The organism is Providencia rettgeri (assembly GCF_013702265.1).
In the GTDB taxonomy this organism is placed as follows: domain Bacteria; phylum Pseudomonadota; class Gammaproteobacteria; order Enterobacterales; family Enterobacteriaceae; genus Providencia; species Providencia zhijiangensis.
In genome coordinates this window covers 1,661,109-1,681,147 of sequence record NZ_CP059348.1, presented here as the reverse complement: position 1 = coordinate 1,681,147, position 20,039 = coordinate 1,661,109, and the positions used below count along the sequence as shown (strand labels likewise).

At 45.1% G+C, this 20,039-nt stretch carries 23 protein-coding genes; 9 read left to right on the top strand and 14 right to left on the bottom strand.

What is annotated here, in order from left to right; genetic code table 11:
- The 6 genes from fliM to fliR are packed head-to-tail and all read left to right on the top strand — an operon-like array spanning position 1 to position 3,733.
- Entirely contained in the window at positions 1-1,008 is a 1,008-nt protein-coding gene (gene fliM / locus H0913_RS07605) for a flagellar motor switch protein FliM (protein ID WP_154628468.1), read from the top strand.
- Positions 1,001-1,417 carry a flagellar motor switch protein FliN gene (gene fliN, locus H0913_RS07600; protein WP_036951399.1) on the top strand — a complete coding sequence of 139 codons (417 nt, stop codon included), beginning with the start codon at positions 1,001-1,003 and terminating at the stop codon, positions 1,415-1,417. Before fliM ends, fliN begins: the two co-directional genes overlap by 8 nt.
- Before the next feature lie 2 nt (positions 1,418-1,419).
- The gene (fliO, locus tag H0913_RS07595) at positions 1,420-1,917 is read left to right on the top strand and encodes a flagellar biosynthetic protein FliO (protein WP_181478397.1); all 498 of its coding nucleotides are present in this window, start codon (positions 1,420-1,422) and stop codon (positions 1,915-1,917) included.
- A gap of 12 nt (positions 1,918-1,929) precedes the next feature.
- Entirely contained in the window at positions 1,930-2,673 is a 744-nt protein-coding gene (fliP, locus tag H0913_RS07590) for a flagellar type III secretion system pore protein FliP (RefSeq protein WP_181478395.1), read from the top strand.
- Positions 2,674-2,681: 8 nt separating this feature from the next.
- On the top strand, positions 2,682-2,951 hold the full coding sequence (gene fliQ / locus H0913_RS07585) for a flagellar biosynthesis protein FliQ (RefSeq protein ID WP_006657520.1): 270 nt from the start codon (positions 2,682-2,684) through the stop codon (positions 2,949-2,951).
- Between the two features lie 2 nt (positions 2,952-2,953).
- Positions 2,954-3,733, top strand: a complete 780-nt coding sequence (gene fliR / locus H0913_RS07580; protein ID WP_154604160.1) for a flagellar biosynthetic protein FliR — start codon at positions 2,954-2,956, stop codon at positions 3,731-3,733.
- 353 nt (positions 3,734-4,086) lie between these two features.
- Here fliR and flgL read toward each other — a convergent pair whose 3' ends face one another.
- The 11 genes from flgL to flgB all read right to left on the bottom strand — a co-directional run bounded on the left by flgL (position 4,087) and on the right by flgB (position 14,382).
- Positions 4,087-5,022, bottom strand: coding sequence for a flagellar hook-associated protein FlgL (gene flgL, locus H0913_RS07575; RefSeq protein ID WP_154604161.1), 936 nt, complete (start codon positions 5,020-5,022; stop codon positions 4,087-4,089).
- Between the two features lie 64 nt (positions 5,023-5,086).
- Positions 5,087-6,727 carry a flagellar hook-associated protein FlgK gene (gene flgK / locus H0913_RS07570; protein WP_181478393.1) on the bottom strand — a complete coding sequence of 547 codons (1,641 nt, stop codon included), beginning with the start codon at positions 6,725-6,727 and terminating at the stop codon, positions 5,087-5,089.
- 139 nt (positions 6,728-6,866) lie between these two features.
- Complete coding sequence (gene flgJ, locus H0913_RS07565; RefSeq protein ID WP_036951441.1) at positions 6,867-7,847, bottom strand: flagellar assembly peptidoglycan hydrolase FlgJ; 981 nt, start codon at positions 7,845-7,847, stop codon at positions 6,867-6,869.
- Positions 7,847-8,962 (bottom strand): flagellar basal body P-ring protein FlgI, encoded by a 1,116-nt coding sequence (locus tag H0913_RS07560; RefSeq protein ID WP_036951445.1) that lies wholly within the window; start codon positions 8,960-8,962, stop codon positions 7,847-7,849. The genes flgJ and H0913_RS07560 overlap by 1 nt, the downstream gene beginning before the upstream one ends.
- Before the next feature lie 35 nt (positions 8,963-8,997).
- Complete coding sequence (locus tag H0913_RS07555; protein WP_154604439.1) at positions 8,998-9,732, bottom strand: flagellar basal body L-ring protein FlgH; 735 nt, start codon at positions 9,730-9,732, stop codon at positions 8,998-9,000.
- An 80-nt stretch (positions 9,733-9,812) separates the two neighbouring features.
- Positions 9,813-10,595, bottom strand: a complete 783-nt coding sequence (gene flgG, locus H0913_RS07550; protein ID WP_006657513.1) for a flagellar basal-body rod protein FlgG — start codon at positions 10,593-10,595, stop codon at positions 9,813-9,815.
- 47 nt (positions 10,596-10,642) lie between these two features.
- Positions 10,643-11,398, bottom strand: coding sequence for a flagellar basal body rod protein FlgF (locus H0913_RS07545; protein WP_154604164.1), 756 nt, complete (start codon positions 11,396-11,398; stop codon positions 10,643-10,645).
- A 15-nt stretch (positions 11,399-11,413) separates the two neighbouring features.
- Entirely contained in the window at positions 11,414-12,634 is a 1,221-nt protein-coding gene (gene flgE, locus H0913_RS07540) for a flagellar hook protein FlgE (RefSeq protein WP_181478391.1), read from the bottom strand.
- Positions 12,635-12,679: 45 nt separating this feature from the next.
- A complete protein-coding gene (locus tag H0913_RS07535) occupies positions 12,680-13,546 on the bottom strand; it encodes a flagellar hook assembly protein FlgD (RefSeq protein WP_181478389.1) in 867 nt (288 codons plus the stop codon).
- Positions 13,547-13,558: 12 nt separating this feature from the next.
- On the bottom strand, positions 13,559-13,963 hold the full coding sequence (gene flgC, locus H0913_RS07530; protein ID WP_154639136.1) for a flagellar basal body rod protein FlgC: 405 nt from the start codon (positions 13,961-13,963) through the stop codon (positions 13,559-13,561).
- Between the two features lie 5 nt (positions 13,964-13,968).
- The gene (gene flgB, locus H0913_RS07525; protein ID WP_006657508.1) at positions 13,969-14,382 is read right to left on the bottom strand and encodes a flagellar basal body rod protein FlgB; all 414 of its coding nucleotides are present in this window, start codon (positions 14,380-14,382) and stop codon (positions 13,969-13,971) included.
- Positions 14,383-14,622: 240 nt separating this feature from the next.
- On the opposite strand from flgB, the gene flgA reads away from it, so the two are divergent.
- The 3 genes from flgA to H0913_RS07510 all read left to right on the top strand — a co-directional run bounded on the left by flgA (position 14,623) and on the right by H0913_RS07510 (position 16,295).
- On the top strand, positions 14,623-15,294 hold the full coding sequence (gene flgA / locus H0913_RS07520; protein ID WP_181478387.1) for a flagellar basal body P-ring formation chaperone FlgA: 672 nt from the start codon (positions 14,623-14,625) through the stop codon (positions 15,292-15,294).
- 246 nt (positions 15,295-15,540) lie between these two features.
- Positions 15,541-15,843, top strand: a complete 303-nt coding sequence (gene flgM / locus H0913_RS07515; RefSeq protein WP_154604169.1) for a flagellar biosynthesis anti-sigma factor FlgM — start codon at positions 15,541-15,543, stop codon at positions 15,841-15,843.
- 11 nt (positions 15,844-15,854) lie between these two features.
- On the top strand, positions 15,855-16,295 hold the full coding sequence (locus H0913_RS07510; RefSeq protein ID WP_154604170.1) for a flagella synthesis protein FlgN: 441 nt from the start codon (positions 15,855-15,857) through the stop codon (positions 16,293-16,295).
- A 36-nt stretch (positions 16,296-16,331) separates the two neighbouring features.
- On the opposite strand, the gene H0913_RS07505 is transcribed toward H0913_RS07510, so the two are convergent.
- From H0913_RS07505 to flhB, 3 genes are all read right to left on the bottom strand, one after another.
- Positions 16,332-16,487 (bottom strand): hypothetical protein, encoded by a 156-nt coding sequence (locus H0913_RS07505; RefSeq protein WP_154604171.1) that lies wholly within the window; start codon positions 16,485-16,487, stop codon positions 16,332-16,334.
- A gap of 248 nt (positions 16,488-16,735) precedes the next feature.
- Positions 16,736-18,832, bottom strand: a complete 2,097-nt coding sequence (flhA, locus tag H0913_RS07500) for a flagellar biosynthesis protein FlhA (protein ID WP_154604172.1) — start codon at positions 18,830-18,832, stop codon at positions 16,736-16,738.
- A complete protein-coding gene (gene flhB / locus H0913_RS07495) occupies positions 18,825-19,976 on the bottom strand; it encodes a flagellar biosynthesis protein FlhB (RefSeq protein ID WP_181478385.1) in 1,152 nt (383 codons plus the stop codon). Before flhB ends, flhA begins: the two co-directional genes overlap by 8 nt.
- Between the last annotated feature and the right edge of the window lie 63 nt (positions 19,977-20,039).

Sequence of the window (20,039 nt, the reverse complement as noted above, 5' to 3'; positions counted from 1 at the left end):
ATGAGCGATAATATTTTATCTCAGGCTGAAATTGATGCGCTACTCAATGATGATGCGCCATCAAGCAACCAGCCATCAACGGATCTCCAAGACAAAGACAACGTTCGCCCTTATGACCCGAATACCCAACGTCGGGTATTTCGCGAACGTATGCAGTCCTTGGAAATTATTAATGAGCGTTTTGCCCGTCAGTTCCGTATGGGGTTGTTTAACATGTTGCGCCGTAGCCCAGATATCACGGTTGGCGCCATTAAAATCGAACCTTATCATGAATTTGCGCGTAACTTGCCAGTTCCAACCAACCTGAACTTGATCCACATGCCACCGCTTCGCGGTACCGCACTGTTCACTTTCGAACCTGCGTTAGTGTACATCGCCGTGGATAACCTGTTCGGGGGAGATGGTCGATTCCCTGTTCGTTCAGAAGGCAAAGAATTTACCAATACAGAACAACGTATTATCAACCGTATGCTGAAGCTGGCTTTAGGCGCTTATCGTGATGCGTGGAAGCCGATTGCGGACGTTGAAGTCGAGTATGTGCGTTCTGAAATCCAAGTTAAATTCACCAACATCACCACTTCCCCGAACGATATCGTGGTTACCACCCCGTTCTTAGTGGAAATTGGTAATACCGTTGGTGAATTCAGTATCTGTATCCCTATTGCCATGATTGAGCCATTGCGTGAGCGGTTAATTAACCCACCAATGGAGCAAGGGCATCAAGAAAATGAAGCGTGGGTAACTAACTTAGTCACGCAAGTAAAACGTTCAGAACTTGAACTGATTGCCAATTTGGTTGAGATCCCGCTGCGTATTTCTCGCTTACTGCAACTGCAAAAAGGGGATGTGCTCCCTATCGAGAAACCTGACCGTCTTATCGTCAATGTTGATGGCGTACCTGTATTAACCAGTCAATACGGTACCCAAAACGGCCAGTATGCGCTGCGTGTGGAACATTTGATTAATCCTGTTTTAAACACTCTAGATGAGGAAAGTACCAATGAGTGAGGCGAAGAATTCTCTTGATGCATCAACCAACCACAATGAAGAGGATCTGTGGGCTGAGGCGCTGGAACAGCAAAAACAAGCGGAATCCGCCTCCGCAGGTATGCAAAATTTCGATAATTTCGACGGACAAAACCCATTAAATCAGTTATCTGATGTCGATATGATCATGGATATTCCTGTTCGCCTATCGGTGGAACTGGGTCGCACCAAAATGACGATTAAAAAATTACTGAGCCTGTCTCAAGGCTCTGTGGTTTCTTTAGATGGCTTAGCCGGTGAGCCGCTGGATATCCTGATCAACGGTTATTTGATTGCCCAAGGCGAAGTGGTCGTGGTGTCTGACAATTATGGTATTCGTATCACTGACATCATCACGCCATCAGAACGTATGCGTCGCTTGAGCCGCTAGAAATGCCTGACGAAACAGCGGTATCTTTGCAAACCGAGGTGTCCTTGCAGACACCACCTTCACAGATTGATTCGGCGCACACTCAAAAGCCTTTTTTGACCAGCACCGTCAACAGCGAAGGTAACTCCGCACAAGCTATCAACCAAAATGATAGCTTAGCGCAGATTTCAGGGGCACTTGGTGGGATCATTTTACTGATCTTACTAGGTGCGTGGCTGTTTAAGACATTTGGATTTGGACGTAATCCGCTTGTTAAGCAGCAACTGATTAATGTGAAAGGTCGTTGTACTCTCGGTGGCAAAGAGCGTGTTGTCGTGGTGGAAGTGAATAACGAATATTTAGTGCTGGGCGTCACATCACAATCCGTGAATTTGCTTCACCAGTACCCTGCACCACTAGAAAACGATGTAGTGAACTTTGCCTCTGAACCGTTAACGTTTCAGTCGATTTTCAAGAAAAAACAGGATGCTGCTAACGCTGTGGCACCTGAAAAACAGTAACCGGAAGCGCCCATGTCACCTTTAAAACCTGCTGCCATTATCAGCGCTCTGTTACTTGCTCTGCCACAATCTGCCTCTGCGGCATTGCCTGCCGTGATCAGCCATACATTAGCCGATGGTGGTCAATCTTGGTCGTTACCCGTTCAAACTTTACTGTTTTTAACCTTGCTGGGTTTTATCCCCGCAATGTTGCTGATGATGACCAGTTTTACCCGTATTATCATCGTATTAGGGTTACTCCGTAACGCCCTTGGTACGCCGTCTGCGCCACCAAACCAAGTCTTACTGGGCTTAGCTTTATTTCTCACATTCTTTGTGATGTCCCCGGTTGCCGATCAGGTTTATCGCGAGGCGTATCAGCCTTTTAGCGAAGATAAAATTAGCCTAGAAACTGCATTAGAAAAAGGCACTGCGCCACTGCGTACCTTTATGCTAGGGCAAACCCGTGAATCTGATTTAGCGCTCTTTGCCCGCATCGCCAAAGTAGGTGATATCCAGGAAGCCAAAGATGTGCCGATGCGTATTTTAATTCCGGCATTTATTACCAGTGAATTAAAAACCGCGTTCCAGATTGGTTTTACTATATTTATCCCATTTTTGATTATCGACTTAGTCGTTGCCAGCGTATTGATGGCGCTGGGGATGATGATGGTGCCACCAGCGACAGTTTCATTACCGTTTAAGCTAATGCTATTTGTGTTAGTCGATGGCTGGCAGTTGCTACTCGGTTCCCTTTCCCAAAGCTTTTTTAATTAGGAGCACACATGACACCAGAATCAGTAATGGCAATGGGAACGGAAGCGATGAAAATCGCATTGATGCTGGCGGCGCCTTTGCTGTTAGCTGCACTGGCCGCGGGTCTAATTATCAGCTTGCTGCAAGCGGCTACCCAAGTGAACGAAATGACGTTGTCGTTTATTCCTAAGATTTTATCGGTGATTTCAGTGTTAATCATCGCGGGGCCATGGATGCTAAACCTGCTTACGGACTATATCCGCACGTTATTCAGTAATTTACCGTTTATTATTGGCTAGCCATGTTAACCATCACCAGCGAAACCCTCACGCTATGGTTAAGCCAAGGTTTCTATCCTTTTGTTCGCCTATTAGCCCTGTTTGGTACCGCCCCATTTTTTAATGAAAAACAGGCTATCAGTAAGGTACGTATCGCCCTCGCCTTTTTTACCGTTTTAGTCATTTCCCCACAATTACCTATCGCAACTATCCCTCTATTTTCAGCTATGGGATTATGGGTCTGTGTTCAACAAATTGTGATTGGCGCTGCCATGGGATTGACCATGCAGATGGCGTTTGCCGCGGTACGTCATGCGGGGGAAGTGATTGGTTTACAGATGGGATTGTCATTCGCGACGTTCTTTGACCCGACTGGCGGCCCCAATATGCCGATCCTCGGACGAATTTTAAATCTAATCACGTTGCTGCTGTTTTTGTCGTTCGATGGGCATTTGTGGCTGATTTATATTCTGACGAACTCGTTTGAGCTGATCCCTATCCAAACCGCGCCCCTGCACCGCGATGGTTTTTGGGTGTTTTTACAGTTTGCCAATACCATTTTTATCAATGGGTTAATGCTCGCTCTACCGTTTATTACGCTGTTTTTAATTCTCAACTTGTCCCTCGGTATTCTAAACCGAATGACGCCGCAGTTATCCGTGTTTGTGGTGGGTTTCCCTCTCACATTAACTATTGGTATCAGCATGTTGGGGCTGATTATTTCTATCCTACCGCGCTATACAGAACGCCTGATTCATCAAGCGTTTGAGCAGCTGTCGTTAATGTTTAATTTGTGGGTTTGATCTAACCATCTCAAGCGACATATTACTTCGCTCTTCTATTTCATAAGTACTGCGACATTCTGGATCTTTTATCCATTCACTATGCAACTCTGCATAAGCTTTTATTCTGCCTCTCAAATATTATGGTGAAGAATAGGCAAGCCACTTGCTCTATTAATCTATTGTTTATTAATCAATTTATTAAAAAGTCAGACCCATTGACCTTAAAAGAGAAAAACGAAATGTGGGGTTGGAATGAAAAAAATCGTGCAAGAAAAATCAGAGAGGAAAATTGGAAAGACGTATGAAAAACACTAAGAAGAAAACCCGCACCCGATACACATGCCACTGCTACAGGGTGCGGTAAAAATCAATTAACGGCCGCCAAATAATGACATGCTGTTCAGATCTTTGAAAATATCTTGAGAAGCTTGGAACATCGCCTTCTCTTTATAATAATCCGTTGTAGTCGCTGTCCAGTTCGTCTCTAACAACTCACTTTTACGCGCCGCATTCTGAATAGAACGGGTATCCGCTAAGAAATCAAGTTTATCAATCTCTTGCAGCTGTAAACCTTGTTTCGCTTCGATATTGGAGATTTGATCCAATGCCGCTTTAATGCCACGGTTAGCCGTGTCCATACCCGCTTGCGCTCTGTCTAAATCTGCTTGCGGTGCATTTTCTTGTGGAATGCCCAGCGCTTTGATGCCTTCGTTCAATGCTTTAAATACATTGACCATACCCGCACCATCGGTTTCAAACACTTGGGCGCCCGTGAAATAGGTAGTCATTTCACGTTCACTCGCGACGTTCTGAGTGATTGGCTTATCGCCACCGTGGTACAGCACTTCGCCGGCAGCATCAATTTCAAATGGTGGCTTATCAGATTTAAAGCCCGCAAAAATATAGCGACCATTACCGTCGGTAGTGTTGCCCAGCGCAACTAATTGCTCTTTCAGGCCAGTCAGTTGCTCAGCGAGTGAATTGCGGTCTTTATCACTCAAAGCGCCTTGGTTAGAGGCCTGAATGATGGTGGTATCGATTTGCGTCGTGACATCCGTCATTTGCGTCAGGATGCTCATTTGCAACGTCATACCGGTTTTCGCAAAACCGCGGCTGGTCACATATTGTTGGTTGCGGTTTTCAGACTGGTTAATACGCACCGCTTGAGATGACGCCTGCGGGTCATCTGAAGGCTTGTTTACACGCTGCCCTGAAGCTAATTGACTACCAGCCTCCATCCAACGAGATTGAGCGCCATTCATGTCCTGTAAGCGTTGGTGGAAAATCATATTCGTACTTAAACGCATCGCTTAAATCCTTATTAAATTCTGATTAAAACCCAGTGTTTTTGATCACTCAAAACGTCATCAATTAGAACGCACGCATTAATGCATTGAATAAATCATCAACCGTCTTTAATACCTGAGCATTAGCATTAAAGAATTGCTGGATTTTTTGCATCTGAATGCTCTCTTCATTCATGTTAACCCCCGAAATTTCTTGCTCTTGGCGATAGAAACTTTCGGTCATTTTGTTCTGGGTTTCAGAATCAATTTGCGCTTGCTTAGTACGGCTTCCCACATCATTGACTAATGTTGCGTAGAAATCAGAGAACGTCGAGCCACCATCAATCAGTTTTTGATCTTGCAGCTTAACTAACTCTTTGATGTTTTCGTTGTCACCCGGGCCACCGTCTTTGCTGCCTGCTTTTGCAAACTGCGAAGACTCGGTTACCAGCGTTGACATCCCGTTAACCACACCATTCATCGGTTTAACGACGAAAGTATCCCCTTGTGCAGGAGTATTGGTCGTGATTTTGAGTTCAATACCTTCAAATTTCAGTGAGCCTGAAGTGCTAGTATCAACTTTAACGTCAACGCCATCCGGTAAACGGGTCACATTCCATTTGCCACCATCAAAACGCATTTCATAGTTTTTGCCGGTGACTTGAGAAACATCGCTGTAGCTCAAATCAAAGTCAGTTTTACCGGTATTGAAGGTGTTGCTGACCACGGAGCCTTTACCAATCGCGAAAAAGTCTTTGCCAGTTTCACCATTAGAATCAAAACCTTTTTGATGAATTTCATTAAATTTAGTCGCGAAAACTAACGCTAATTTATTGATTTTTTGATAAGCAGGGTCGAGCACTTCTTGGCGTGAACGTAAAATACCGCTCAATTCGCCGCCTTTGAACGCTTCGTCAGGGATTTCACGAACTTGGTCATTTGCCCCCACAAAACCAATGCTAAAACGGCTATCATCTTTTGAGGATGGCACCGCTTCTAAGCGGTTAGCTTTTTCGCCAGTAACCAGCGGTAACCCGTTGGCAAAGGTCACGTTATAGTTGCCGTTTTGTTCGATAACTTTAACGCCAATCAACGAGTTAACTTCGTTCACTAAGCGGTCACGCACATCCAGCAGGTCATTAGGCTCTGAACCACTGACGGAGCGCACACGTGCGATTTGTTGGTTTAATCCCGCAATTTTTTCTGCGTAGACGTTGATATCTTTCACCTTATTTTCAATTTGGCGGTTGATATCACGTTCCATCTCTTGCAGTTGTTTATCAGCTTCTTTGAATTGAGAAACTAACGCGTTGGATTGTCCTAAGAAAACGTCAAGTAGCGTTTTGTCGCTTGCATCACTGCTCGCTGTATCCAGCGCAGTAAAGAAGCTGCCGATACTACCAGACAAGTCTTCGACATTGTTTGTCAGTAGGTCATCCACTTTGTTGCAGTTTTTCACATACGCTTCGAAATCACCGCTACGCGCGCGGGATTGGCTGTATTGCGCATTAACAAATTCATCAAACTCACGGCGAACATGGCTGAAATAGGTGCCGTTACCAAAATAACCATTAGGTGTCATCGTACCGGGATTCTCCCCGAAAACAGCACTTTGGCGGTGATAGTAACCTACGCCAGCGTTCGCTAAGTTGTTAGAAATAACACTTAACCCGCCTTGCGCAGCGTTCACACCACTGAGCGCATTATTCATTACATTGTTCAGCATAAGCTTTTCCTATTCTTGGGACTGAGCGCTTTGATTGGCTGACTCAATCTCAGCGCTAGCCACTCAAAATTTTTCACTTATTTATTTATCGGAAAATTGGCGCAAATGTTTAGCGCAAACTTTGATTTATTGCGACGCTTTAAAAGATATCGTTTAAGTCGATGTTATAAGCTTGAATCGCCCGTGATGCCGAGGTATTCGCCACACTGCCCGAACCACGAATCTGGTTAATTAACGTGATCAATTTGTCTGAATATCCAGGGTCAGTCGCGTACCCGGCTTTATGGAGGCGACGTGCGGCAATTTCAGGGGTTGCGGCGTGTTTAACGTCTTTATAGCGAGGATTCTCCGTTAACAGGCTGATATAGTCGGAAATCGCCTCTTCATAGGAGCCATACACACGGAAATCATCACGCATTTTGATGGTTTTACCGTTGATCACTTCCGTAGTCATAATATTTGTGACCGGTCCTTGCCAATTTTTACCGGCTTTAATACCAAATAAGTTGTGGCTGGTTTTGCCTTCTGCTGTCAGAATCTCTCGTTTTCCCCAACCACTTTCTAATGCCGCTTGCGCCAAAATTAAGAAATGGGAAATACCGCTTTTTTCACTGGCATTTTTAGCAGGCTCAATCAATTGATTGATGAAATTGCTGCTATTGAGTGATAAGGATTTGATTTGCTTGAAAGGTGATGCCAGTGCATCCCCCATGGCAGGGGCAAATCGTCGAACCATTTGCTCTAATGCGAACGGTGGCAACGATTGCAGATCCTGCTCATTGAGTGGCATAAATGCACCTTGTGCAGGTGAGCTTGGCGATTGATCACGGGTCAGTTGCTGATACATCATTTCCCCAAAACCAAGCCCTTTTTGGGCAAGATCTTGGGCAATTTGTTGGTCATACATACTGGTCATCATGCGCGTTTGGTCGCTGGAGAACATACCATCCTGCGGTAATGCAGAACGCATGCTTTTGAGCATCATTTCCACGAATGTCGCTTCCAGTTGCTGCGTCACTTGACGCAGCCCTTGTTCTGGCGATTTGTTTAACTCACCTTTTAAACTGGTTAACGACTGGACATCATACGCAGCCCCCTGTAATAACTGCATATCGCTCATTAGATGATCTCCAGTTTCGCACGTAAGCAACCCGCACTTTCCATCGCTTGCAGGATAGACATCAAGTCTGTTGGCGTTGCCCCTAACGTATTGAGCGCTTGGATAACTTGGTTAAGCTGAACGCTTGCATTCACTTTCTGTAGCGCCCCACCTTGCTCTTTCACGCCAATATTAGTGTTACGAGTGACCACCGTTTGTCCGCCAGCAAATGGCGTATTCGGTTGGTTAACTTGGGTTTGACGGTCAACCGTCACGGCTAAACTACCGTGTGCGACCGCGCAGCTGTCTAAGGTAACACTGCGGTTGATCACTACTGAGCCAGTACGTGAGTTCAGGATAACTTTGGCTTCTGCCATCGGTGTGCGCACGTTCAGCTCTTGAACTCGTGATAAAAAGCGGACTTGGTCTGTATTATTTGCAGGAACGAGTAATTGAACAGTTCGCGAATCTAATGCTCGAGCAGAACCCATTCCCCCCAGACGGTTAATCGCATCTGAAATGTCTTGCGCTAATGCGAAGCTGTCTTCGTTAAGTTGCAGGTTGATAGCACCACTTTGACCAAAGCTACTGGCCAGTTCACGCTCAATCGTTGCACCATCAGTAATGCGCCCACCATTTAACTGGTTGACTTTTACACTGCTTCCACCCGCGCTAGCCCCTGCTCCGCCCACTAAAACGTTACCTTGCGCCATTGCGTAAATTTGCCCATCAACCCCTTTTAATGGGGTCATCAGCAAAGTACCACCACGTAAACTTTTTGCATTACCCATCGAGGAAACAACCACATCCACCGATTGACCAGAGCGACCAAATGGCGGCATCTTCGCCGTGACCATAACCGCTGCGACGTTTTTCAGCTGCATGTTGGTGCCCGGTGGAACAGTGATGCCCATCTGGGACAACATGTTATTTAAGCTTTGAGTGGTAAATGGCGTTTGCATGGTTTGGTCACCCGTTCCATCCAACCCGACCACTAAACCATAACCAATTAATGGGTTATCTCTCACCCCTTGCACCGTGGTGAGATCTTTAATTCGTTCGCTGTAGGCAGGAGCAACAAATAGGCTCCCGAAAAGGCAAACAAATGAAATGAGAACGAATAATTTGTTTTTCATTGATTTTTCTCGGCTATTAGCTGACGGATATTCACTTAGTAAGGGGATACATTTAAGAAGAAACGCTGTAACCACCCCATTGTTTGGGACTCGTTGATATAGCCATCACCAACGTATTCAATCCGAGCATCAGCCACTTGCGTGGAACTTACATTGTTATCTGCGCCAATCGTGCGCGGGTTAACTACCCCTGAGAAGCGAATAGATTCCGTTCCCTGATTAATCGCAATGCGTTTTTCACCCACGACATGCAAATTGCCATTTGCTAATAACTGGTCAACGGTCACGGTAATTGTGCCTTTAAAGGTATTGTTGGCATTTGCGCCACCTTTGCCGTTAAAGTCACTGTTTCCTTTCACATCAATTTCTGTGTTGCTACCGCCTAACCAACCTTGCATAAACCCAGGCAGAATCGCTGCCAAGAATCCGGTTTTTCCGCTACGGTTTGCATTTGCCGACGAGTTTTTACTCGCACTCACGTTTTCTTGTAAGTTAATCGTTAAGATATCGCCAACGTTACGAGGTCTTCTGTCTTCAAATAGCGGCTGGTAGCCGTAGTAAGCAGGTTGAGCACTCTGAAAAATAGCACCGTTAGGAGCGGGTGCTGTGGGTGCAGTCGGTACTGCACTGGTTTGTGTGTCCACCAGCGGGCGTGGCTTAATATGTGCACAGCCATTTAATGTGACCGCCACTGCCGCAACCAAACAGACGGATTTTGTGGTCTGTAACACTGTTTTTTTCCGCTTAGGAACAATACCGTTTTCAATCATCATGCGACTCTTTTGCTACTGGATACCTTTGTCATCACGAAAGGCAGTTCACGATGTTATTCATGAACTGCCATCCTTACTTACAGCTGTGTCAGACGTTGCAGCATTTGGTCTGATGCAGAAACTGCCTTGCTGTTAATTTCGTATGCACGTTGAGTTTGGATCATGTTCACCAACTCTTCGGCAACGTTAACGTTTGAGGTTTCTAACATACCTTGATACAGCAACCCGGCGCCGTTGGTGCCCGGAGCACTCTCATTCGGTGCCCCTGAACTTGCGGTTTCCATATACAGGTTTTCACCCATGCTTTCTAAGCCAGCATCGTTAATAAAAGTGGTTAACGTGATTTGACCGATTTGCTGTGGTTGGTTGTCTCCATACACGGTGACTGAAACCGTACCATCACGGGCAATACTCAAGCTGTTGGCGTTTTCTGGGATCATGATCGCCGGAACCACTTGATAGCCACTCGATGTCACTAATTGGCCATCTTGGTTACGCTGAAGCGCACCATCACGGGTGTAAGCATCGGTACCATCAGGCATCTGAACGTGTAAAAAACCTTGGCCTTTAATGGCGATATCCGTGGTCGTGCCAGTTTTGTTCAAGTTACCTTGGCTATGAATACGTACTGTCGCCACTGGGCGCGCACCAGTACCCATTTGTAAACCTGATGGTAATGAAGTTTGTTCTGAACTCATCGCACCCGGTTGACGGATGTTTTGGTACAGTAAATCTTCAAATACCGCACGTTGGCGTTTAAAACCGTTAGTGCTGACGTTTGCCAAGTTGTTGGAAATTACGTCTAGGTTAGTTTGTTGAGCATCAAGCCCTGTTTTTGCAATCCATAAAGAGCGGATCATAGTCATTCCTTACTAACAATTGCCGTCCAGCGGCTAGCTGTTAGTGATTAGCTGATCGTAAGTAGTTGATTGGCACGCTGCGCATTTTCGTCTGCGCTGTGGATCACTTTCATTTGCATTTCAAAATGGCGAGCATTGGCAATCATGGAGACCATGGCTTCAGCGGCATTGACGTTACTGCCTTCAATCACCCCAGAAGTCACGACCGCACGCTCGCTCATCGGTAATCCTTCGCCATTCGCTGCTTGCGCCTGAGGGGATAAGTGGAATAACCCATCTTCGCCACGGACTAAGTCTTGCGGCTGCGCTTCAACCACTTTGAGGCGACCAATCTGTCCCAACATGGTTGGCGGATCGGTTGCCAGCAACGCGGTAATGGTTCCATCGTTACCGATAGTTAATTCCGCATTAGGTGGCACGTTGATAGCCCCGCCATCCCCTTGCAACACACGCTCACCAATCATCAATTCACCGTCTGGCGAAATTTGAATGTTACCGTTGCGGGTATACGCTTCAGTGCCATCGCCTAAAGCGACTGCCAAAAAGTGTTTATCATTCAACGCAACATCCATCGGTCTACCGGTATAGTTCAGTTGACCTTGGCTCATATCCGCACCGGGTGTTGATGCGACAACTAGCGTACGCGTCTGCTCGGTATCACCGTGAATAGGCACTGCGCGCATCGCTGACAGCTGAGCTTTAAAGCCTGCTGTTGAAACGTTCGCAATGTTATTCGAAACAATACTTTGGTTTTCAAGCGCATGACGCGCCCCGCCCATTGCGGTATAAATGACATGATCCATCGCCAGCCTCTAGGATTAACGTAAGTTAACCAGTGTTTGTAACATCTGGTCTTGGGTCTTAATGGTTTGGGCGTTGGACTGATAGTTACGCTGCATCACGATCATGCTTATCAGTTCTTGGCTCATATCCACGTTGGACGATTCCAGCGCACCACTGGTCAATTTACCGAATTGACCTACACCCGGAACGCCATCCATTGGGTTACCAGAAGCGTTGGACGCTGCCCAGACGTTACCGCCTTGGGAAACTAAACCGTTCGGGTTAGCAAATGCGGATAACGCAATTTGACCTACGACGCGTTTTTGTTGGTTGGAGTAGTTAGCAACAATCAGACCGTTATCTTCGATTTTGAAGGTGGTGTATTCACCCGCTGGGTAGCCGTTCACATCGATAGCACTGACTGAAGATTCGCTCACTTTTTGCTGGCGAGTTTTACCCAAATCAACTTGTAGAGTGCCGCCATCAGCACCATTTAGCCCTTTATAAGCAAAATCAAAAATGGCATTTTCGGCATCTTTGAGCTTACCGTTACCATCAAACTCTAAATCACCTAATTTTCTAGCGTCTGTTTCACTGGCATCTTTAGCGTATGCCGTCCATTTATTATCATCATTCTTAACAAAATAGACTGAAATCTCATGAGTGTTACCTTGGCTATCATAGGCAGTCATGGTGGTACTAAAGTTATAGGTCGCAATATCGTCCGGCTTTGTTAAATCAAACGCTTTGTCTTTCTTTTTATCTTCTGAATTCAGGTTAATCGTTAACTTGGCTAAATCCGATTTTTTCGCATCCATCATATCCGTTGGAATGTTCATCCCAGCCGGAACACCGCCGCTTTGTACTGTGATGTTACCTTTCTCATCCACGCTTGCCGGATACCCAGTCACTACCATGCCTTGGTTGTTGACTAAGTTACCGCTTTTATCGCGTAGGAATTGACCGTCACGGCTGTAATAAACATCCCCGTTTTGGTCTTGAACACGGAAAAAACCGTTACCGGAAATCGCAACGTCGGTTGCTCTGTCAGTACGGGTAATTGGACCATCTTTGAAGTTTTGAGTGACGGCTGCGACGTTAACACCTAACCCAACACCGGAGCCGGCAAACATATCAGCGAACGAAGTTGTCGCCCCTTTAAAACCGTTAGTTGCGGAGTTGGCAATATTGTTACCAATCGAATCTAGCCCCGCTGATGCTGCATTTAAGCCACTGACTGCTTGTGAAAAAGACATATTTTCTCCATGAATATTTGGGGAATAAAAGTTTGGGGAATAAAATTAAGATGCGGGATACACTTTAAAGATGCTGCTTAGTGGCACGCTTTGCCCTATTCCAACATCCAGTAATGGTGCATCTGAGCCCGGTGTGACACCATTGACACGGGTATAACCGAGTTTGGTGACCTCTATTTCAGACCCCATCCTGACGGCTTTCACATCAAAGAAATATTTCCCTTTCGGATCGGCAACCACATTGCCGTTGTTATCGCGACCATCCCATGCCATATCGTAAATATCGGGTTTCACTTCTGAGTCATAGGTGATAGTGCGGATTACGGTGCGGTTTTTGTCTCGAATGGTAATTTCAACGCTATCGGCCATCTTCGGTAGGAAGAAACCAAATGGCGATGAAATGTAATCGGTTTGCGGCTCTTCAGTATCTTCTCCGCCTTCATTACCTTCTGTTGCGCCAAAATTACTGAGCCCAAAATTAGATGGGCTATTCGCGCTAATCACATCATCAGGTAACGGGTTAGCCGGCTTAGCCACATTGCTCTTTTCGCCGTTGCTCTCTTTTTTCAGTGGCGCAAGCACAATTTCATTGCGCGGGATAAGTACCCCTTTGCCCACTAATTGCGTCGCCTGTAATGACTGTCCAGACCCAATTTGTTGCGAAATTCCGGTGACGCTATCGCTGAGCTTATTCATGCTCTCAAGCGTGGCTATCTGCGCCAATTGCCCCGTTAAATCCGCGTTATCCATTGGTTTGGTCGGGTCTTGGTTCTGCATTTGCGTGACAATCATGGTTAAAAATGTGTCACGCATATCATCACTTTGACTTTTCTTTGGAATGTTACTCGCTGCAGCTGCAGGTCCAGCAACTGTGTTATCCAAAGAATCATTCATTGAGGCAGAAATTCCCATTGCGCGTCTCCGTTACTGACCTAGCGTTAAGGTTTTCTGTAGCAATGTTTTAGCGGTATTCATTACTTCTAAGTTGGCTTGATAGCTACGCGATGCGGAGATGGTGTTGATCATTTCACCCACGGTATCGACGTTAGGCATCTTCACATAGCCCTTTTCATCTGCAAGAGGATGACCGGGCTTGTATTCCATACGCGGGGGAGCGGGATCTTCGATTAATTCACTCACACGAACGCCACCAACTTGGTTGCGACCTTGTGGCGCCATTTGAAAAACCACTTGCTTCGCGCGGTATGGTTCACCATCAGGACCCGTCACACTTTCTGCGTTCGCCATGTTACTCGCGCTAACGTTTAAACGCTGAGATTGCGCGGTTAATGCAGAAGAGGAGATATCAAAAATACTGAGTAAACCCATAACCCTTACCCTTGTTGTAGAACGGCCAACATACTTTTGACTTGGCTATTGATGAATGTAAGATCGGCTTGATATTTCAATGTGTTATCAGCAAATTGGCTGCGTTCAACATCCATATCAACCGTATTTCCATCCATTGAAGTTTGATAAGGCACGCGATATTTCAGATCCAGCGCAGCAGGCTTCATATCATGGCCTTCGATATGTCCTTTGGCTGTCACTGCCAGTGAAATACCCTTTCCTTTCACCACGCCTTTATCCATCGCTTGTTGTAATTGACGATTAAAATCAATATCACGCGCTTGATAACCGGGGGTATCCGCATTGGCGATGTTAGAAGCCAAAACAGTCTGTCTTGCTTCTCTTATGGACAAAGCCCGTTGCTGAAAAGCAAAGGTGGCATCTAATTTATCAATCATGGTTTCCTCAATGGATTTCAGTTAATTCCTAATCGATTTAGACGAAAATTAAGAATCTTTTAATTGCGGTTTTTATAAACGCAAAGTTTGAATATAGAAATTCGATGCTCATATTAGCTGGCAGATAAAAAATCTAATGGCGAGATAAAGGCAAAATAATTGACCTATTTGCCTCATTCATTATTGACGATGTAGGTAAACTTCAAGGGTGAAAAGGTATTGGATGAAAAAGGAAATGGGATGATAAAAACTATTTTTTCAATTAAATATATTTTAATTATCAGTATATTAAACCTATTTCCTTTTTCTGTTCAAGCATCTCTTCCACAAGATATTGACCAGTATTTCCGTAAAATTCATGGAAAACAAAATAGCGTTTCAATTGAAATAAAAACCCCAATAGATAAATGGCCAAATTGTGATAAGCCGCAAATTGGCTTACCAAGTGGTGGCCGTAATATGGGAAACATTTCATTGCCAGTGCAGTGTGATAAGAAAAAAACGTATTTACAGCTAACGGTGAATGTCACTGGGCAATACTATGTTGCCACCCGCAATATTCAGAAGGGAGAAACCATTGAATTTGTGGATATTGGCACCAAAAAAGGGCTTATTCATCAATTACCGTCAGGTGCATCTACCGATAAAATGGCGCTGCGTGGTACGTTAGCCCTTCGCAATATTACTGCTGGGCAGACGTTTACTAGCTCAATGGTTAGGCGCCCTTGGGCTATTAAAGCGGGTCAAACCGTGTATGTATTTGCTACTGGCAATAACTTTTCCGTTAAGTATGAAGGCCGAGCCATTAATAATGCTGCGATGGGTGAGAATATTCGGATTCGACTCATCAATGGGCAAGTGGTCAATGGTGAAGCTCAAGAAAATGGCAGTGTTCAAGTGGCGCTTAACTAGCTTAATTTAAAATTAAATCATCAAGTTATAGCGTGATAATTTTCTGTTTTTGAAGCGAATTACAGGTATAATTTTTGCAATTCGTCTGAAGTAGTTAAATATGCAGTTAATTATCAGGATTTACATCGCAATTTAAGTGAAATTACTTATCTCACTGGTAATTTGAAAACTAACCGAATATTAAAGGTTCACTAATATCTGCCGATAACCTTCTATATCAAAAATATCGGGAACAGGAAAAATACTATGGCTATTGAGCAAACATCTGCAATCTCTGCCTTGACTCAGGTAACCACTCGCGATCCACAAGAAACCGCAGCGTTAGTTCGTGAGAAAAAAGTCTCCGCTAATGAAGCTGTTAAAGAAAGCACTTTTGCACCGAGTGAGTTACAAAAGAAATTACTTCAGCCTCAAGCTTCTGATATTGATGTCGCTAAAGTTGAAAAAATCAAACAAGCCATCAAAGACGGTACGTTAACCATGGATGCAGGTAAAATCGCTGATGGCATTTTACGTGATGCCCATGAATGCATGCTTTCTATGAAATAAACTGAACGACTATGAACGACGAATTATTACTCCTATTAGAACAGCAGCTTGGTCATTTGCAGTCACTGGAAATTGTGATGAAAAATGAAGAGTTATTACTGGGTTACCATCGTGTGCCACCTTCTCCATTTCAGGAAACGACGGAGCAAAAGCGTTTTTTAGTTGCCGCTATCAGTCATGGCGAGAACCACCGTTTACAATTGGAAGAGCAAGCAAAAATCGTTGCACCGTATGAAGGTAACCCAGCGCTTAGCCACACTTGGAATACAATTAAAGACCTGACGGCTCAGCTAAAAGATTTAAATTATCGTAATCACCAAATGCTTCAACTGCATATTGAGCTGAATGCACAACGTCTAAATTTTGTGAAAAAGCATAATAATCAGTCAACTTACGGTGCTGATGGCTTAGAATCTAAACGCCCAGCGTTAGGAAAGAAAATTTCAATTTAGATTTCTGGCTAAACCTATTTTCCTCGCCCCCTATTTTTATCTGGTTAAATGATCAGAGTCTTTTTGTTTATTAAATTTAGCCTTTCTTGCTTTTCTTCTCGCCTCAATACGCTTCACAACCTCTCCATCTGTAACCCCGACTTTTTCTAGTCCTTTAGCAAATTCCAATAATTCCTTCAATGTGTCTGCCATGTTATTTCCACCATGATTATGTATAAGATATCGATGCACTTTAATGATTAACATCTAGCGTCTTTTGGCTCATGCCAGTGAGACTGGATGCCGTTCGATTTAAAGTCCGTAAAGACCTTAACGGTGCTCTTGTATAGAACTAACGCGCAAAAAAATAGGCCGTGAGTGAGGAGTTATGACGCTCATCTCACTACACTGCCTATTGTGATACTTATTTGTGTTTTGTTAATTTGAAATCAATCGACTGTTTATGACCCGCTGATCATCGATGTCATTCTAATCTTACGGTGATCTGTCATTTCTAAATTGGACATCACCACTAACTGCGGCAAGCTACGACGCAGGAAGCGGGATAAAATCAGTCTCAGTGCATGATTCACTAACAGCACCGTTGGTGCGCCCATGGCTTCTTGATGCCCCACCGCCTCTTCAGCTTGAGTTTGAATAAACTGGGCTAAATTTGGCTCTAAGCCACCACCATTCTTCGCAGCTTGTAGCAGGATTTGCTCCAACTTCGCATCCAACCCAATCACTTGAATCTCTTCAGCACTACCAAACCATTGCTGGGTAATGGCGCGTCCTAGAGCAATACGCACCTGAGAAGTGAGGTAATCGGTATCTTTTTGTTCACCATTTTCACCCGCCATTTCAGCCAGCGTTTCAATAATGGTACGCATGTCGCGGATCACCACATCTTCCATGAGTAGGTTTTGTAAAACACGGTGCAAGATGGTCAGAGAAATGGTGTCTGGGATCAGGTCATCCGCCAGTTTTGGCATCTCTTTTTTCACGCGGTCATACAGCATTTGGGCTTCTTGACGACCAAAAAGCGTGCTCGAGTATTGCAGTAAGATTTGATTGAAGTGCGTTGCTACCGCGGTACTTGCGGAAACAACGGTATAACCTTGAATTTGAGCTTGTTCGCGCAAGTCATCGTCAATCCATACTGCAGGCAGACCAAATGCAGGCTCTTTAGTCTTATCCCCTTGTAAGGTTCCCGCCGCATTGCCCGGGTCAATCGCTAAATTGCGTCCTGGTTGAGCTTCTCCACGCCCCACCTCAGCCCCTTTAATAAGAATGCGATATTCACACGGGGATAACTCTAGGTTGTCGCAAATATGCACCACCGGAGGTAAGTAGCCAACTTCCTGAGCAAATTTCTTACGTAGCCCACGAAGTCGACCCAACAGCTCCCCTTGTTGGTCATTATCCACCAGCGGAATTAAGCGATAACCGACTTCCATTGCCAGTAAATCTTCTAGTTGCACATCATCCCATGTGGCTTCGACCACTTTATTGGCCTCTTGGAAATGCTGCGCTTGGCTATCATCCATCGCTTTTTCTGGGTTGCGAGCACGTTTGACCAGATACCACCCTAATGCAGCGAGTGCGGCGGTGAATAGTAGGAAAACAAAGTTAGGCATTCCTGGAATAAGACCAATCAACCCTAATACCCCAGCACTGAGCCACATCACGCGTGGGTTATTAAACAGTTGAGTGACCATCTGCTCACCAACATCTTCATCGGTTGCAACGCGAGTGACGATAACACCCGCTGCTGTCGAGATAATCAATGCTGGAATTTGGGCGACTAGGCCATCACCGATGGTTAATAAGGTATAAGCGCTCGTTGCATCACCGAGTGTCATATGGTGCTGACCCACACCGATAATCAGACCACCGATGACGTTTATCACCATGATCATAATTCCGGCGACGGCATCACCACGGACGAATTTACTCGCACCGTCCATTGAACCGTAAAAATCAGCTTCTTGGGTAACTTCTGCTCTGCGTTTTTTCGCTTCATCATCATTAATGATACCGGCGTTTAAATCGGCATCGATAGCCATTTGCTTACCCGGCATACCATCAAGTACAAAGCGAGCGCCCACTTCAGCAATACGCCCCGCACCCTTAGTGATAACCATAAAGTTAATCAGAACCAAGATAATGAAAACGACGATACCAATGGCAAAGTTACCGCCAACCAAGAAATGACCAAAAGCTTCGACAACTCGCCCAGCTGCATCAGGCCCAGTATGACCATCCAACAAAATGATACGCGTTGAAGCGATATTCAACGATAGACGCAATAAGGTTGCGAACAGCAAAATAGTCGGGAATGCTGCGAAGTCGAGTGTTCGTTTGGTGAACATCGCCACTAACAACACCATAATGGACAGCGCGATGTTAAAGGTGAACAGTAAATCCAGCAGGAATGCCGGTAATGGCAAAACCATCATCGACAGAATCAGTAATATCAGCACGGGTCCAGCGAGGATTTGCCACTGAGTTCCTTGTAAGTTTTTCGGCAATTTTAAAAGTGCAGCCAAATTAGCCATCGCGATTGTTATCTCCAGCAAAATCCAGCGTCGGTGGCACTGGTAAATTTTTCGGTTTCTTTGGTTTCAGGCCACCTTCACGACGCCAGCGGCGTAATTGGTAAACCCATGCTAAAACTTCTGCTACCGCTGCATACAGCGCAACAGGGATACTTTGTCCAATCTCCGCATGGCGATATAACGCACGCGCGAGCGGTGGAGCTTCAAGTTGTAAAATACGGTGCTCTGCACCAATTTCTTTAATACGTTGGGCAATAACCCCCGCGCCTTTTGCCAAGACTTTCGGCGCTCCCATTTTTTTATCGTCATATTTTAGGGCGACAGCGTAGTGAGTCGGGTTGGTGACAATCACATCCGCACTGGGTACATCTGCCATCATTCGGTTACGCGCAATCGCTCGTTGTTGCTGACGAATTTTGGCTTTAATGTGAGGATCGCCCTCTTGTTGCTTAAATTCGTCTTTAATTTCTTGGCGGCTCATCCGTAACTTTTTCAAGTGAGAGCGAAATTGATAAAACACATCAAATGCCACCATCGGGATTAATAGAAAAACAATTAAATAACCCGCAAAAATCACCTTCTCGAGTGCGTTTGCCAACGCGGTTGTCGGTGGTTCCATCACCAAATGGAGTAACGATGGCCAGCTTTGCCAAAGAAAAATGGACGCACCTAACCCCACAAACAGTGATTTTAATATCGCCTTAAACAGTTCAGATAAGGCATTCATGGAGAAAATTCGTTTTAATCCTTTGATTGGATTTAATTTTTTCAAATCAAACTTAATCAGTTTGCTATTAAATAACAGCCCACCTACCAGTGACGATGCCGAGATCCCCACCAGCGCTAACCCCCCAATAATTGGAAATAGAGCAAATAACGCCTCACTAACTACCCTCCCCAAATAACTGAGCATCAACCCGGTGTTTTGCAGATAATGCCCGTCAAAGATAAATCCTTGGCGCATGATTTGTCGTAGCTGGTTTGCCAAATGCCCTCCACTTAGCCACAGCAAACTGACTCCAGCCAACATCATCATGAGGGAGCTTAATTCTTTGGAGCGAACAATTTGCCCATCATCTTTCGCTTTCTGCTTTTTATGAGGCGTGGGTTCTTCTGTTTTTTCTACATCACTTTCGTCGGACACGTGACTTCCAAAAAATTAGCCTATACGCATAGTCGCTATAGCATGACAGAGTGTAAAAAAATC